The sequence below is a fragment of the Sphingobium phenoxybenzoativorans genome, from assembly GCF_018286635.1.
Classification (GTDB): domain Bacteria; phylum Pseudomonadota; class Alphaproteobacteria; order Sphingomonadales; family Sphingomonadaceae; genus Sphingobium; species Sphingobium phenoxybenzoativorans.
The window spans coordinates 3,617,756-3,633,712 of record NZ_CP073910.1 but is presented as its reverse complement, the minus strand read 5'-3'; the positions used below and the strand labels follow the sequence as shown (position 1 = coordinate 3,633,712).

The following is a 15,957-nucleotide window of genomic DNA, read 5'->3' as shown; positions in this document are numbered from 1 at the left end:
AACAGAAAAAGGGGCCGTCTGCGCGGCCCTCAATTCCCTTAGAGCCGTCCGACCAGATTCACGCCGAATTCAAACCGGTTATATTCCGGTCCGAAAGCGGCGCCGTTAGACGTCCTCTTGGTGTAGGCCGCCTCCGCGTTGATCTCGAAATGACGGTTGGCCAGATAGCGGACGCTGCCGCGAACCTGCGCCAGCTTGTCCTCGCGGTTGATGCCGCGATAGGTGTTCACATTATATCCCGCCGTTCCAGACAGAATGATGTAGCGCAGCAACTCATGGTCGACGCGCGCATTCACACCGGTCGTGAACTGTGCCGAAATGTTGGGATCGCCGCTTTCGGTGATGTTCCGGAAGCCGTTCAGCGTGACCGTGGTCAGGCCGCTGGCATAATAGACCATCTGACCCGTCAGTGCGAAGCCGCCGAAATCGCGATAGAGCGCGGAGTCAAATACGCGGCGGGTGTAACCAGCCGCGACCGTGCCGCGCAACTTACCCGAATCGATTCGCAGGCCGGCCAGACCTTCATATTGGTCGCCGTCACGATTGGCGACGCCAGGCGTGATGAACGAACGGGTGTAGTTGACGTTGGAATAACGTCCCTCGACGAAGCCGCTTGTCGCGCCCGTCAAAGAGGCTTCGACGCGGCCAGTGCCGCGCAGCACCGTGCGATCACGGAAACCCTGATCGAAAGACGTGCCAGCGGCCAGCCTTGCATTGTTGAACTGGGTTTTGTCGACATCGACCGCCACGGTTCCGCGAATGCGGCTGCCGCCGGCGCGGAAGCGCAGATAACCGATATATTGCGCGTAGCGGATAGGCGCGAGCGCGCCGGTCGGGAAGCTGCCCGAATCCTGCCGCTCATAATTGCGGCGGGCCGATGCGCCGCCAGCGAGATAATTGCCGCCGCCCATAGGCATGGTGGCCGATACTTCCGCGCCCAGGCCGGTTTCGTTCGCCGCCTTTTCATCAGCGAAACGGCGAAGCGCCGCATCCACCTTTGCCTGGAAAGAGGCGGTGTCGTCGTTCCCGCCACGCTTTGTGATCGTCAGCGAAGGATCGACGCCCAACCAGAAATCGTTGCTCGCGCCAGTGGCGGTGCCGAACACGTTGCTGGTGTAATTGGCGCCGACGCCAACCTGGGGCAGGACGGTGAGAACGCCGAGCGGAATGCCGCTGGCCTGAAATTCGGGGCGATACCGCTCGGATACGCTGACGCGTTCGCTGGGATAATCGCTAGGCAGGACCGGGATGGGATTCGTCATCACCTGCGCCCAGGCGGGTACCGGCACCAGTGCCGCACCAGCAATCGCTAGGTTGCTGACTTTCTTCGAAAACTTCATAGTTGCCATCTGGCCCCCCAATATTATGGCCCTATTACAATATAGCAGCCTTGCCATATTTGTGCACTGCACATTTGGCTCCGGTCATGCAATAGTCGCCTCATGCCCGAACAAGATACGGGTGTATAGCTGAACACGCCAGATTGAGGGTCATGTTCAGGAATGACACATGTCCCCGCTACCTAGCGCATCGCGCCGCAATCTATTGCACCGCATGATAACGCAGTGCAATAAGGATGCTGCTGTAGCAAATATCGGGAATGGGTAAATCAAATGCTTAAAGCGACATCGAAACAGGCGAGGAGTGTTTACTGGAGAGCCGGAACCGTGGTCTTGCTGGCTGCGATTTGTTCCGCTTGTGTATCAGGTACTCTGCCACCATCCTCGACAACAGAAGTGACTGCAGGGTCCATGCAGCAATATAAGCTGGGCGCTGGCGACAAGCTGCGAGTGATCACATTCGGCCATACGGATCTGAGCGCCGAGTTCCTGGTTTCCGACAGCGGCGTCATCGCGTTCCCGCTGGTTGGACAGGTGAAGGCGGCTGGCCTGACGCTTGATCAATTCCAGCAGAATCTTGCGGCGCAGCTCAAAAATGGCGGTTATGTCGTCAATCCGAACGTCAGCGCCGAAGTCATCGAGTACCGGCCATTCTATATTCTGGGCGAAGTTCAGAAGCCGGGCGCATATCCCTATCAGGCGGGGCTTACCGCTGTAAGCGCGATTGCGACTGCGGGCGGCCTTACCTATCGCGCCAATCAGCGCAAGATTTTCGTACGCCGGGCGGGCACCGCAACCGAAGTTGAGATTTCGGTCACCGCCGCGACGCCGATTTTCCCAGGCGATACCGTGCGTATTGGCGAACGCATTTTCTGATTGATCTATGATGAAACGGCCCGCGCCGGGTAGGCGCGGGCCGTTTCCTTTGCCGGCATCGCTCTATGGGGGAGGATGGCTTCCTTCCACGCGGCCCCATGCCCGTGTCGGATTGCATTGCCGCAAAAACTCTCCATATCCGTAGTATCTTACGGGCGATGAATATCGCAGTTCGCGGTCTTTCCGGTGTCCGGGCCGAGTCCGGCTTTTGGGCATCCCCGTTTTGCAGACCTTGAGGAAAAGGCAGAGATGGAACCAATCTACATTGTTTCGGGCGTTCGCACGGCCATTGGCGACTTTGGCGGCAGCCTCAAGGATTTTGCTCCAGCGGACCTCGGCGCGAAGGTGATTGCGGAGGCGGTCAACCGCGCCGGCGTTCAACCAACCGACGTTCAGCATGTCGTCATGGGTCAGGTCATTCCCACCGTTCCCCAGGACGCCTACATGTCGCGGGTCGCAGCCATCAAGGCCGGGATTCCTGTGGAAGCGCCTGCGCTCACGCTCAATCGCCTGTGCGGTTCGGGGGTTCAGGCAATCATATCTTCGGCGCAAATGGTCGCTCTGGGAGAAGCGGATATTGCGGTTGCCGGTGGCGCGGAGGTGATGAGCCGTTCGCCTCATTACGTCTCGGCCGCGCGTTTTGGCCAGAAAATGGGCGCCATCGAAATGGTGGACGCCCTCATTGCGACGCTCAGCGATCCATTCGAAGGGTTCCATATGGGGATCACCGCGGAAAATGTCGCGGCGGAATATGATATCAGTCGTGAGGCGCAGGATGTGGCCGCCGCGGACAGTCATGCCCGCGCCGCGCGCGCTCAGGCGGAGGGCCGTTTTGCCGATCAGATCCTTCCGATTGAGATCAAGGAGCGCAAGGGCGTTCGTCTGTTTGATGCGGATGAGCATGTTCGCGCGGAAACGACGGCCGAGAGCCTGGCTGGCCTCCGTCCGGCCTTCAAAAAGGATGGCTCGGTAACGGCCGGCAACGCCAGCGGCATTAATGATGGCGCGGCTGCGGTGGTGCTCGCGTCCGGCAAGGCGGTGAAAGAACGAGGCCTTAAGCCGATGGCTCGCATCCTGGGCTGGGGCCATGCGGGTGTCGATCCCCATGTGATGGGCATCGGTCCCATAAAGGCGGTGCCGATCGCGCTTGAGCGGGCGGGTCTGTCACTGTCTGATATGGACGTTATTGAATCGAATGAGGCTTTCGCTGCCCAGGCCTGCGCCGTGTCCAAGACGCTGGGTTTCGATCCTGAGAAGGTCAATCCGAACGGATCGGGCATCTCGCTGGGGCACCCGGTTGGCGCCACCGGAGCTATCCTGACCGTGAAGGCGGCTTATGAACTGGCCCGCACGGGCGGCCGCTATGGTCTGATCACCATGTGCATCGGCGGTGGGCAAGGTATTGCGATGGTGATCGAGCGCGTTTGATTATTGGTCTGGCAAGCGTCACCGGCCCGCCAGTCAGGCGGCCGGGGCGCTGACCAGTTCCAGAACCCGATCGGCCCATTCCTTTCTGCAGATCAGAAGGTCGGGCATATACACGTCTTCCTGATTGTAGATCAGCGGCGATCCATCGACGCGGGATATATGCAGGCCGTGAGCGGCAGCCACGGCGGCAGGCGCACAGCTATCCCACTCATATTGGCCGCCCGTGTGCAGATAGATTTCCGCTTCGCCCCGCACGACGCTCATGGCTTTTGCGCCTGCCGACCCCATCGGGATCAATTCCGCGCCCAGCGCCTCGGCCACTGCAAGGGCTTCTTGCGCAGGCCGGGTGCGTGACACGACCATACGCGGCGGGTTCGCGCCAGCCGGCAACGCCGTTTGCCGATCCGTTCTCAGCACAATCCCGCCGTCAAGGCCGGGCAGGGCGACCGCGCCGATGACGGGTTCGCCATCCACCGCAAGCGCCACATGCACGGCCCAATCGGATCGCGCCTCCCCATATTCGCGCGTCCCGTCGATAGGATCGATGATCCACACCCGCGATTTGGAAAGACGGGAGCCGTCGCATTTGCTCTCCTCGGACAGCAGGCCGTCATCCGGGCGCGCTTCCCTGATCGCTGCCACAAGGAACTGGTTTGCGGTGAGGTCCCCCGCCTTGCCCAGCGCCTTGGGGCTGAAGATGCCCGATGCGCGGACTTCCATTAGGATGCGGCCAGCGGTTTCCGCAAGATGGGCCGCCAGTTCTGCGTCGCCCATGCTCAAAGGTCGGGACTCCATATCCCGATGACGCGCTCCACGATCAGGTCGGCGGCGGCTTCGGCATCCAGCTTGCTCGTGTCGATACGAATTTCGGGCTTTTCGGGCACCTCATAGGGGCTGTCTATGCCAGTGAAGTTCTTGAGCTGTCCTGCCCGCGCCTTTGCATAAAGACCCTTCACGTCCCGTTTTTCCGCTTCGGCGAGGCTGGTGTCGATATGCACCTCCACAAACTCGCCCACCGGCAACATCTGCCGCACCATCTCGCGCTCCGAGCGGAAGGGGGAGATGAAGGCTGTGATGACGATAAGGCCCGCATCGGTCATCAGCTTGGCGACCTCGCCAACGCGGCGGATATTTTCCACCCGGTCGGCGTCGGTGAAGCCCAGATCCTTGTTAAGCCCATGACGCACATTGTCTCCATCGAGCAGGAAGGTATGCCGCCCAAGCGCGTGCAACTTCTTCTCGACGATGTTCGCGATAGTGGACTTGCCGGAGCCGGACAGCCCCGTGAACCAGAGCAGCTTGGGTGACTGCCCCTTCTGCGCGGCGTGCGCCTCCCTGGTGATGTCTACCGCTTGCCAATGGATATTGTCGGCGCGGCGCAGGGAGAAGTGAAGCATGCCCGCCGCGACTGTGGCATTGGTCATCTTGTCGATCAGGATGAACCCGCCAAGATCGCGATTATCGGCATAGGCTTCGAAAGGGATCGGCCGGTCCGTCGACAGATTGGCGACACCGATAGCGTTCAGGTCCAAAGTCCTTGCCGCCAACTGCTCCATCGTGTTGACGTTGACTTGATATTTGGGCTGCTGGACCGTCGCGGTTACCGTCTGCGCGCCGATTTTCATCCAATAGGGACGGCCGGGCAGCATCTCCGCCTCGTCCATCCAAACAATCGTCGCCTCGAACTGGTCTGCGACCTGCGGCGGGCTATCGGCGCTGGCAATGACGTCTCCGCGGGAGCAATCCACTTCGTCGGCCAGCGTCAGTGTAACGGACTGCCCCGCAATCGCATGGTCCAGATCAGCGCCGAGCGTCACGATCTGCTTGACCGTGCTGGTCTTGCCGGACGGCAGGATGCGCACGGCATCGCCAGGGCGGATCGATCCGCTGGCGATCAGGCCGGAAAATCCCCGGAAATCAAGGTTTGGCCGGTTCACCCACTGAACCGCCATGCGGAACGGCTTGCGCGCATCGACGGTGGCGTCGACCTCCACCGTTTCCAGGTGCTGCATCAGCGAAGGCCCGGAATACCAGGGCGTATTCGCGCTCAGGCCGGTGATATTGTCGCCCTTGAATCCGGAGATTGGCATGGCGACAAAACTGGAAATGCCGATCGAGCAGGCAAATTCGGTATAGTCCTTCAAAATCCCGTCGAAAACAGCCTGATCATAATCGACCAGATCCATCTTGTTCACGGCCAGGACAATGTTGCGGATGCCGATCTGGTGCGCGAGGAAGCTGTGCCTGCGGGTCTGGGTCAAAACGCCTTTGCGCGCGTCGATCAGGATGATGGCGAGGTCGGCAGTCGAAGCGCCAGTCACCATGTTGCGGGTATATTGTTCATGCCCCGGCGTGTCGGCGACGATGAACTTGCGTTTCTCCGTCGCGAAGAAACGGTAGGCGACATCAATGGTGATGCCCTGTTCCCTCTCGGCGGCGAGGCCATCGACGAGGAGGGCGAAATCAATCTCCTGCCCCTGCGTACCCACGCGCTTGCTGTCCGCCTCCAGCGCGGCGAGCTGATCCTCGAAGATCATCTTGCTGTCATAGAGAAGGCGCCCGATCAGTGTCGATTTGCCGTCGTCCACTGACCCGCAGGTGATGAAGCGCAGCATCGTCTTGTGCTGGTGCACGTCCAGATAGGCGTCGATGTCCGCTGCGATCAGCGCATCCGTCTGGTAGATTGGCTCAGGCGTGAGGGTCTCGCTCATCAGAAATACCCCTCCTGCTTCTTTTTCTCCATGCTGGCGTCCCCGGCGTCGCGGTCGATAGCGCGGCCCTGCCTTTCCGATGTGGTGGTCAGCAGCATTTCCTGGATCACTTCCGGCAGGGTTTTGGCCTCGCTCTCGACAGCGCCGGTCAGCGGATAACAGCCCAGCGTGCGGAAGCGGATCGAGCGTTCTACCGGCACTTCGCCTTCCTTCAGGCGGAAGCGGTCATCATCAACCATCAGCAACATGCCGTCCCGTTCGACCGTCGGGCGCGGCGCGGAGAAATAGAGCGGAACGATCTCGATCCCCTCCAGATGAATATATTGCCAGATGTCCAGTTCGGTCCAGTTGGAGATGGGGAATACCCGCATGCTCTCGCCCTTGGATTTCCGCGCGTTGTAGAGATGCCATAGCTCCGGCCGCTGCGCCTTGGGATCCCAACGGTGCGACGCGGTCCGGAAGGAGAAGATGCGTTCCTTCGCCCGGCTCTTTTCCTCGTCCCGCCGCGCGCCGCCAAAGGCCGCATCGAAGCCATATTTGTCCAGCGCCTGCTTCAGCCCTTCGGTTTTCCACATATCGGTGTGAAGCGGGCCATGGTCGAAGGGGTTGATGCCTTTCTCCAATGCTTCCGGGTTCTGATAGACCAGAAGCTCCATGCCCGCCGCAGCGGCCGCCTTGTTGCGGAGCGCGTACATGTCGCGGAATTTCCAGGTCGTATCGACATGAAGCAGGGGGAAGGGCGGAGGTGAGGGATAGAAGGCCTTCTTCGCCAGATGCAGCATCACGGCGCTGTCCTTCCCCACGGAATAGAGCATGACTGGCCGTTCGGCCTCCGCCACGACTTCCCGCATGATGTGGATCGCCTCTGATTCCAGCCGCTGCAGGTGAGTCAGCGACGAGGGAGACGGGACGGCGGAAACGGAATTCATGAACGGCAACCTTCTGGGAAACTGTCAGCGGCCACTATCAGGATCGTCTTACAAACATCTAATAAGAAAAACTTTGGCCAACTGTTACTATCCTAGCCGTGACCTAAGTTGATACAGATGCCGCAGAAGGGCGGCATCAAAACGCTTTCGAAACGCCGCCGGATTCCGCATGAGCGGGTCATCATTTCCTGACCTGCTTATGGAAAGCCCGGCCGATGCTCCGTCAAGCCCGCAATTTCATGCTCGAAAAAGGGTTCTGGTCCGAGCGTACGGCCGAACTTGGTGAGGTGGCGGCGCTCGTCCGGCGCATGCGGCCGATGCAATCATCCATTCCCTTGCGCCGCCTTGGCGGCGCGAATGGCGGCGGATATCTGATCCCGGATGATCTGGAAGGCATAAAGGCATGCATTTCGCCGGGCGTATGGATCGAATGCACCTTTGACGAGGCCGTTGCCGACCTGGGGCTGGACGTGCTCATCGCCGATGCGGCGGCGGATGGCCCACCCGCCCGGCACGATCGCTTTACCTTCACCAAGAAATCGGTCGATTCCTTCACGGGCGATGATCGCATCACCATGGACGACCTCTGCCGTAACATCCGCCCTGGCGAGGACCTGCTGCTCGATATGGATATTGAGGGGGCGGAATACCGTGTATTGAGCGCCATTTCCGACGATCTATTATCCCGCTTCCGGATTATGACGATCGAATTTCATCATCTGGGGAACATGCATACGCCCTTCGGTCTCAGCGAGATTGGCGGCGTGTTCGACCGGCTGCTCAGAACGCACAATATCGTTCACATTCACCCCAACAATTCACTGACCGCAGTCAGCCGCGGCGGGATCGCCATCCCGCCGGTCATGGAGTTTACCTTTCTGCGCAGGGATCGGGGCAGCTTTACCCCTTCGACGGGGCCTTTCCCGCATCCTCTGGACGCAACCACAGAGCCGCATCTACCGGAAGTCGTCCTTCCGGCATGCTGGTACGCGAATTGAGGCTAATGCGGCGGGGCTGCGGCCCGTCTATTTCACTTTGGCCAGGTTGGCTGTCATGCGCTTTGCGGCAAAGGGCGGCAGCTTCACTGCCTTGGCTTTCGTAAGGTCAGCCGGCGTGGCTGAGCCAACCTGTATCAGCGCGACCATGCCCATCGCATAATGCGGCAGGCATTTGATGCCATACAGGCCGGGCTTGGTAACCTTCAGCACCGCCTCTTTGTTCATCATGCCCTTCATCGGCGCGGCCCCAGCGGGCAGCATGTCCGGCATTGTTTCGGCATTGTGCGATGGGTCAGTGGGGAGAAAATGGATGACGTCGCCAACGGCGGCCTTCACGAATGACGGTTCAAAAACCATTACTCCGTCTGCGCCCTGATTCTTCATCTGGACGTTTATGTCCTTGGCGAAAGCGGGGCTGGCGCCAGCCAGAAGCATTATAGCGCTCGCGATCCCCAATGATGAAATTCGCATTTATCTCTCCTGTTGCCAGCCGACGAATCTGGCTGTGCGGATTTCTTTCCACCCTAGCAGATGAACAGGCCATGTCCGCCGGGACAAGCAGGATTTGGCAGGTTACAGCTTTGCATTAATCGGAATATTGGGAAGCCGGAAATGGCTTCGCGGCCATGAGGGGAAATCCTATATGGATAATATACTACATAATATTTATCCGAATATATCTGTTTCCGGTTCTGGTTATTTTTAACCCACTGAAGGGGTTTGCGGCATAAGAGCCTATATGGTGCAACAATATATCTGTGCCGTCTTGGTTGTTCGCGTGAGATTGTTCGATGACGGGGCATCGGCTCTTTGGACTGCGCATCAGGAGCGTGACCATAAGGCAGCGGTTCTGCAGATAAGCAAGGTTCGACGGCCGTCAGTCTTGAGCTTTGTCAGATGCGGCGGACCAGTCGCGCTAACCTGGCGCGGCGCTGCTCAATCCAGAGACTGACACACCATTATGTAGGCTTACCGGTTTGCTCCGGTCACCATTCTCGACGCAGCGCGCAGCGAGAGTTGATCGAACTTCATGCGCATGGTCACATAGGGTCCCTGGCGGGTGTAGCGGTCGGCTTCGAAATCGCGGTCGCGATAGCCGCTGATATTATAGCCTGCGGTTATCCAGACATTCTGCGCCGGGGAAACGCCGGCCGACGGGCCGAAGCTGAACGATTTCGCGCCGTCCTTCCAGGCGTGCTGCATGCTGCCAGAGAAGCCGACATCGAAATGCCGGCCGATATCCTTGCGGATTTCCGTTCCGATCACGTCGATGAAGCCATCATAGACATCATCGGCATAGCGTCCCCGGACATATTTCGCACCATAATAGAGGCTGACCTCCAGCCCGTGCCCAGCGCCTTCGTCGCCGGAACGATAGTTTATGGCGATGTTGTTGATCGCCCTTGTGGTCGTTTGGTCACCGTCAGCGAAGGAGGGTACGCCAAGCGTATTATTATTGGAGATGCCAGCGTCGGCGCGGTCGTGACGCAGTTCAAAACGCTCCAACAGCGACCAGCGGCTGTCCAGCGGGCGATAGGCAATGGCGATGTCGGCCGAAGCGAAGGAGGCAACGGCCCCGTCCTTGTCCTTCACCTTATACATGCGCAGTCCGGCGGCGATTGTCTTGCCCTCGCCCAATGTGCGCAGGACATTGGTGGTGACGCCCCAACGATCGGATTCGCTGCCGGTGCGATATTCCAGGCGGCCATTCCAGGACCAGCGGTCCGCGCGGTAAGTGCCGCCGATCGTGGCGGACTGATAATCGCCGTTGATCTGTTCCTGGCCGAGCGATCCGCCCGATGCGGCGGGGTGGAAGGGATTGATGATGTCGCCGGTCGGAATGCGCCCCTTCACCGTCTTGCTGGCGTCCAGCGTTGCGTCGATCGTCCAGCTCTTGCCGATCGGCAGTGACTGGCTGAGGCCATATTGCGCAAAGGTGCGCGGGCCATTCTCGCCAATGGCTTCCTGGTTGAGGGTGCTGAGCAACTTCGCGCCGGTCCAGGGGGCGACATCGAAGCCGAAGCGTGTGCTGTGCGCCTTGAACTTGTCGCCCTCCGCGATCTCATGCTCGGCCAGCACGCGAATGCCGTTGCGGATCTCATAAGCCGCACCGACTGTATGACGAACGGGGAAATCAACGCTGTCATCTGCGCCGCCAAGGGCGAACTGGGTCTCGCCCTTGATCTCCAGCTTCTGGCCGAAGAAGCGCTGGGTTGCGCCCAGCATAAGCAATTTGGACTCGCGCTTCTCGCCGGACAGGGTGGTGTCGGACGCGATCTGCGCGCCGGCATAGAGCAGCCCCTTGTCCCGGCGATATTCGGCGCGGACGTCTCCTGCGGTGCGGCTACCCGCATCCTCCAGATTGTCCTGATGCCAGGCCGATCCAGCGATGCTGATCCGGTCTGACAGGCGAGCGCGGCCATCGACACCGAATTTCCGGGTGCCGGTCTCGCCGCCATTCTGCTGGCCAACGCCGAAGGTCTCGCCCTGCTGCCGGACATAGGCGGTGCCGTCGATCACGCGGCCGTGATGTTCGACCTCGGCCAGCCAGGCGCGACCCTCGCCGATGCCGCCGCCACCGCCGGACGCCGCCTCTGCGCGAATCTCGGTGTTCGGCGTGACGCGTGCCTTGATGTCGATGCCGCCGACTGTCGCGCTGCCGATGGTTTCGTCGCGGATCAGGCTGGCGCCGACCTCCACCTTGCCATCGGCAAAGCGGGTGGCGACGCGGCCGCCAGCGGCGAACTTGCGCGAGCGGCCGCCATAGGTTTCATAGTCAACGACGATGAAAATGGGATTGAGATCCGCATCGCGGCTGAGGATCGGTTCGCGAAAACGGATCGTGCCCGCGTCGGCGTCGATGTCATAATCGATGTGGCGGGTGAGTTGCTTGCTGTCGATGATCCGCTCGGACCGGAAGCGGTCGCGCACCTCGATGCGGATCTTATCCGTATTGGGGACGATGGCGCGGCCGGAGAGGCGATAGGGACCGGACAGGCCGTTGCCCTGAATTTCATCGCGCCCATAGAGCTGGTCGCTGTTGGCGGCGAAGCCGTTGAAGGTGATCCGTTCGCCCTGATATTCGGCCTTCACGCCGTTCAGCGTTCGGCTGTAGCGGGTCAGTTTGGTGTCGACCAAACCAGTCTCAAAATCGCCGAACAGGGCGTAAAATTCCCGGCGCTCCAGCCGCAGGTGGAGTTTGCGACGGGTGGCCGCGTCAAACATCTGGCGGCTGCCATCGCCATAGACAGTATAGTAGCGATCAGGATCGATCGTCCCCAGCAGGCCGCGGTCGGGATCATATTTCTTGTCGCTGTCATAGGCGATGGTGAGCAGCCAGGAGCCTCTAACCTGTCCCTTGGCGTAGAAAGAGAGCTGCCCGTCCGTCACAACCTGGTTGCGTTCGCCCTTGGGTAGAGCGCTGGAGCGGGATTTGAGCATGTCATAGCCGACCGTACCCTTGCCGAAGCCGACAATGACCCAGTCCTGCATCGATGCGGCCAGCCAGGGACGGAATTCGCTGGTCTGGGTGATGCCCTGATCCTGCAGCGTGACGGTGACATGGGCAGCGCCTGCCTGGGTGGTGGGTTCCAGCGAAATGAAGGCGATGCCCTCATCCCCGACCACGCGGGCGGTCGCGCTTGTCTTTTCGCGACCGGCGAGCTGGCGGCCCTGCTGCAACTCAGCCTCTTGCGCAGCAGTATAAGGCTGGTCCACGGAGAAGGGGGCCATGGTGCCCGCACGGACGGGCTTGCCGTCCCGGTCAGTGAGGCGCACGGCGATCAGCGGGCGGGTAAGGCCATCGGCGACGAGGCGGGATTTTTCCGGCACGAAGGTCGCACGCACCGCCTGATTGGCGTAGTGGACCGTTCTCTGCAGCGTCTGAACCACCGCGCCGGAGGCATCCAAAACCGTGGCATCCAGCACATTGTCGCGTTCGCCGAGCGGCAGGCCGGTCCACACAGACACCGAAACGCCGGTTGTATCGTCCGTGTCCGTGCCATCGAAAGTCAGCGGATCGACAATAGCGCCATTGAGGCGAAGCGCGACACGCTGTCCGGGAAGATGCTTTATCACAACGCGGAGCGCCGGCGCGCGGGGGTTGTGATCCGCCAAGGGGAATAGCCAATCGATGCCAGGCGTTTGGTCGGCAAGCCAATTTGGTTTGTTGCCCGCGGCGTCAGCGTCTGACGCCGCATTTATGGGAAGCGCGCTCAACTTCGGATCGGCCGCTCTGCCCGTGCGGCGGAGCTGGAAATCGACACGGTTGAGGCTGCCGCCGCCCGCATCGACGAAACGGGAGAGGGCGCTACCCGCCTGGCGCGTGTCGCTATCGCAGGCGAAGGCCTCATGCGTGGCGGGGATGCTGCGCTGGTCGATCTGAACGACATGCGTGCCGGGCCGGACCCCTTCGACATGATAGAGGCCATCCCGGTCAGTGATGACGAAGGTCCCGTCCTCCATGATCAGCCGTATGCCGGGAATGCCCTTGCGGTCTTTCAGCGGATCGCCGCAGTCTCCTTCCGTAACCCGTCCGATGATCGTCAGGGCGTCGGTGAACAGCAGCGACTTGATGCGTACGGACGCGCTAGCTTCGTTGCTGGCTGCGCCATTGCTGATGGCGACCGCGCGATTGAGCGCTTCGCCCACGGGCGCACCCGGAGCAATATCAACGACATAGCGGATGTCACGCGCTTCGCCGGCGGGAAGGTCCAGTCCGGTGAAGCGGAGTGTTCTGCCGTCGCTCGATACCTCCGGCTCGGCCGTTCCGCGTGTCGATCCGCGTTTGTACCGCAGGCCTGTTGGCAAGGTGTCGTTGATGGCCGGCGCATAGGCAATGCTGTCCGAACTGCGGTTCGTCATGCGCAGGCGATATTGCACAAAATCGCCAGGCGACGCCTGACGAACCGATACGGTCTTTTCCAATGTTATTTCTGAACCAGTTGGTCGATCGATGGGGATGTCGATCTTTACCGGGTCAGGGTCCTTCAACTCGAACGTGCCTCCATAGGAAGCATCGACGATGATAAATGCCCCTTCCGGTCCCTGAAGCTGTCTTATCTCCTCCGGCTTCACGACCGATGGCGCCGTATAACCAGCAGGAGGCTCAATTTTTAACCTATAATGCCCGGGCGGCGCCAGCGGGAAACGGAACGTGCCTTTATCGAAATAATAGTTCCAACCTCCTGAATCCGTGACCGTCGATCCAGTGACGACCCGGTTCGGATAGGCGCTGACTCCATCGTCGCCGAACACCCTAGCGGCGGGAAGCCCTGTCGCCTCATCGATCAGGGTCACGATCGCGCCGTCAATCAGCGCAGCGGTGCGCGAATCGAACACATGGCCTTCCGGGTCGATCAGCAGGGAGGTGGATGAGGACTGGCTGAACGCGTCCCCGGCGAAATACAGGCTGAGCGATCCCTTATTGTCCCTGGTGATGTCGCATTCGCTGTTTCGTCCGGTGCGGCGGCCGCTTGGCGGAACGGCGCCTGCGAACACGCCCGTATCAGGCCCGGTTTCCGTCAACATGATCTGTAATTGACGCACGCCGGAATCGCCAATGACGGTGGAGGTTTCACGCACGGCCGGATCATGATTGCCGCCGGCATTGTCGAGGACGATGACCAGAGGGTTGTCGATATCCAGCGACTTGAGCGGCGATGCGCCCGCGAGTTGATCCGCGCTGACGCCATTTGGCGTGAACCGCAACGGGTCCTTATCGCATTTCAGCGTGGGATAATCGATCTGGTAGCCCGCAGGTAGCCGGCGGAAGCTCAATTTGGTTAGATATCGTGTGTGAATGGCATCCAAAACGGTTCTGTTGGATTGAACGGTCTTTTCTCCGGCGGTTGTGCCGAAGCTGAGTGTGGCGACATTCTCGATCCGCGTTTGCGCGAACGCGCTCCCCGTGATGAGGAGCGCGGCCAGGCCCATCAGGGCAGCGACGACGCGAAGGAGATGCCGGAGTTTCCGCATTATCCGCTCCGCCTCCGGCGCATCGCTGGATACGCCGGAGGCCAGAACCACGGTTTCATGATCGTCAGTTGACGGTGACGCGGAAGGCCGCCGCGACCGGCGCGTTCACGCCGAGCGAGGAGATATTCGCTCTGACTGTGGTGCCGTCGAATGATCCGCCATAAGGATCGCTCTCGTCAGCGCCGCTGGTGTCGTCATCCTCCGTCGAGCCGGCAAGGGTGCAGGCCCCGGCGATGCCCGGTGCGCCCACATTGAGCGAATTGGAGATATAGGTCGTGCCGGCGGGCACGGCGTCGGCCAGGATCACGCCGGTTCCCGTACCCGGACCCGCGTTGGTGACGGTAAGGCAATATTCAATCACCGCCCCTGGGATCGCTTTTGGATTTACGCCCAGATTAAGTGGATCGCTGACGACAGTAGCCGTTTTCGTCATGGAGATTGCGGCAGTCGCGATCTTGTAGCTGTCAAAAGCCCGGCCTTTGCCATCGCGGGCGGGGTCGTTCAGCGAACCCGCGCTATCGGCAAAGACGATATCGACGGTCGTCGGAGAGTCTGCGGTCAACAGGGATGTGGCGACGAGCGCCGCGCCCTGCGTGCCGCTTTGACCGCCAGCCGCCGCTTGCGCCACGAGCGAAACGATCGCGACATCCGCACCGGCGGTGTTCGGGATATTTGCGACGATGAATACCGTAACCGAGGCATCGGCCGCCAGCTCATCGATGAAAGTGGCGGTGTCGACGCCCGCATCATAGGTGCCGTTGCCGTTGGAATCGACGAACACGCGCATGTTGGTGACATCGAAATTGTCGGTGCCGAGCATTGGCAGCGACACGCTTTGCTGATCAGGTGTCAGGATGAAGTCCTGAACCGCGTTTGTGAGGTTGGTAACCTGAAACGTGGTGACCTGATCAGTCGCGCCGATCGCGGTGGAGGTTGCCGTGCCGCCGACTTCCGTAACCGTCAGGTTGACCTTGCGGTCGACCAGGAAGGTCGCAGTATTCGACTGCGCCGTCTGGGTTGAGCCGCCGACCGTATAGGTGACGCTTGCGGTGTTCGCGATGCTCGTGCCGGCGGTTGTGCCCGCCGCCTGCGCCGCGCCGCTCCAGGCCGAGATCGCGGCCGCCGCGGACAGCATTGCAATCTTCGTGATTGCCTTGAACACGGAAATCTCCTGTTTCAAAATCGATGCGAAGCCCAGCGGCCGGAATGTGGGAAAGGTTTGTCCGGTCATTTCAGAACGGCTTCGAAGGCGACCTTGCCGGCCGCGCCTGCGGGGAGGGCGTTGGCGATGCGCCAGCGGACATGGGTGACATCTTCCGGCCGAGCAGCGTGCCAGGCACCATCCGCCCCGCGCACTTTAAGCGTCGCGAGAGGGCCATAGGTCTTGCCGTCTACCGACACTTCGGGCGCGGGCGATCCCTGCGCCGGTCCACGATAGGCCAGCGCATCCGGCAATGGGTTGTTGAGGGTCAAGCCCTCGATCGGCTGCGCACCGCCATTGCGGTAAGCGAGTTGATAGACCACGCGGTCGCCGGGCGTGACCCGTGTGGCGGGCGTCAGGGCAATCCTGGTGGTGCCGTCGGGCGCGGTCGATCGCTGCTGCGCGAATACGGTGTTGGTGACGGTCAGCCCGGCGCCGAAGGCCGGGGCGGCCGTCAAAGCGGCGACGGCCGTGCACAGGCCAATAGGAAAGCGCATG

General features: G+C 60.8%; 11 protein-coding genes. 3 read left to right on the top strand and 8 right to left on the bottom strand.

Going from position 1 to position 15,957, the window contains the following annotated elements:
• Window positions 1–38: 38 nt before the first annotated feature.
• Window positions 39–1,349, bottom strand: coding sequence for an outer membrane beta-barrel protein (locus tag KFK14_RS18005; RefSeq protein WP_212608632.1), 1,311 nt, complete (start codon window positions 1,347–1,349; stop codon window positions 39–41).
• A 402-nt stretch (window positions 1,350–1,751) separates the two neighbouring features.
• Here KFK14_RS18005 and KFK14_RS18000 point away from each other — a divergent pair, with 402 nt between their 5' ends.
• Together KFK14_RS18000 and bktB are read left to right on the top strand one after the other, a co-directional pair.
• Window positions 1,752–2,216, top strand: a complete 465-nt coding sequence (locus KFK14_RS18000; RefSeq protein ID WP_171905815.1) for a polysaccharide biosynthesis/export family protein — start codon at window positions 1,752–1,754, stop codon at window positions 2,214–2,216.
• Between the two features lie 249 nt (window positions 2,217–2,465).
• Window positions 2,466–3,644: a beta-ketothiolase BktB gene (gene bktB, locus KFK14_RS17995; protein WP_212608631.1), complete on the top strand. Its 1,179-nt coding sequence runs from the start codon at window positions 2,466–2,468 to the stop codon at window positions 3,642–3,644.
• 33 nt (window positions 3,645–3,677) lie between these two features.
• Here the strand turns inward: bktB and KFK14_RS17990 are convergent, their stop codons facing one another.
• Genes KFK14_RS17990 through cysD form a run of 3 tightly spaced genes read right to left on the bottom strand, consistent with a single transcriptional unit; the run spans window position 3,678 to window position 7,284 of the window.
• The gene (locus tag KFK14_RS17990; protein WP_212608630.1) at window positions 3,678–4,418 is read right to left on the bottom strand and encodes a 3'(2'),5'-bisphosphate nucleotidase CysQ; all 741 of its coding nucleotides are present in this window, start codon (window positions 4,416–4,418) and stop codon (window positions 3,678–3,680) included.
• 2 nt (window positions 4,419–4,420) lie between these two features.
• A complete protein-coding gene (cysN, locus tag KFK14_RS17985) occupies window positions 4,421–6,355 on the bottom strand; it encodes a sulfate adenylyltransferase subunit CysN (protein WP_212608629.1) in 1,935 nt (644 codons plus the stop codon).
• Window positions 6,355–7,284: a sulfate adenylyltransferase subunit CysD gene (gene cysD, locus KFK14_RS17980; protein WP_070155107.1), complete on the bottom strand. Its 930-nt coding sequence runs from the start codon at window positions 7,282–7,284 to the stop codon at window positions 6,355–6,357. The genes cysN and cysD overlap by 1 nt, the downstream gene beginning before the upstream one ends.
• Before the next feature lie 215 nt (window positions 7,285–7,499).
• Here cysD and KFK14_RS17975 point away from each other — a divergent pair, with 215 nt between their 5' ends.
• Window positions 7,500–8,282, top strand: coding sequence for an FkbM family methyltransferase (locus KFK14_RS17975; RefSeq protein ID WP_212608628.1), 783 nt, complete (start codon window positions 7,500–7,502; stop codon window positions 8,280–8,282).
• A 27-nt stretch (window positions 8,283–8,309) separates the two neighbouring features.
• On the opposite strand, the gene KFK14_RS17970 is transcribed toward KFK14_RS17975, so the two are convergent.
• From KFK14_RS17970 to KFK14_RS17955, 4 genes are all read right to left on the bottom strand, one after another.
• Window positions 8,310–8,753 (bottom strand): pseudoazurin, encoded by a 444-nt coding sequence (locus KFK14_RS17970; RefSeq protein WP_070155111.1) that lies wholly within the window; start codon window positions 8,751–8,753, stop codon window positions 8,310–8,312.
• A gap of 498 nt (window positions 8,754–9,251) precedes the next feature.
• Window positions 9,252–14,258 carry a hypothetical protein gene (locus tag KFK14_RS17965; protein ID WP_246524694.1) on the bottom strand — a complete coding sequence of 1,669 codons (5,007 nt, stop codon included), beginning with the start codon at window positions 14,256–14,258 and terminating at the stop codon, window positions 9,252–9,254.
• A 64-nt stretch (window positions 14,259–14,322) separates the two neighbouring features.
• Window positions 14,323–15,489 carry a DUF11 domain-containing protein gene (locus KFK14_RS17960; RefSeq protein ID WP_246524693.1) on the bottom strand — a complete coding sequence of 389 codons (1,167 nt, stop codon included), beginning with the start codon at window positions 15,487–15,489 and terminating at the stop codon, window positions 14,323–14,325.
• On the bottom strand, window positions 15,486–15,956 hold the full coding sequence (locus tag KFK14_RS17955; RefSeq protein ID WP_212608627.1) for a hypothetical protein: 471 nt from the start codon (window positions 15,954–15,956) through the stop codon (window positions 15,486–15,488). Before KFK14_RS17955 ends, KFK14_RS17960 begins: the two co-directional genes overlap by 4 nt.
• Window position 15,957: the final 1 nt, after the last annotated feature.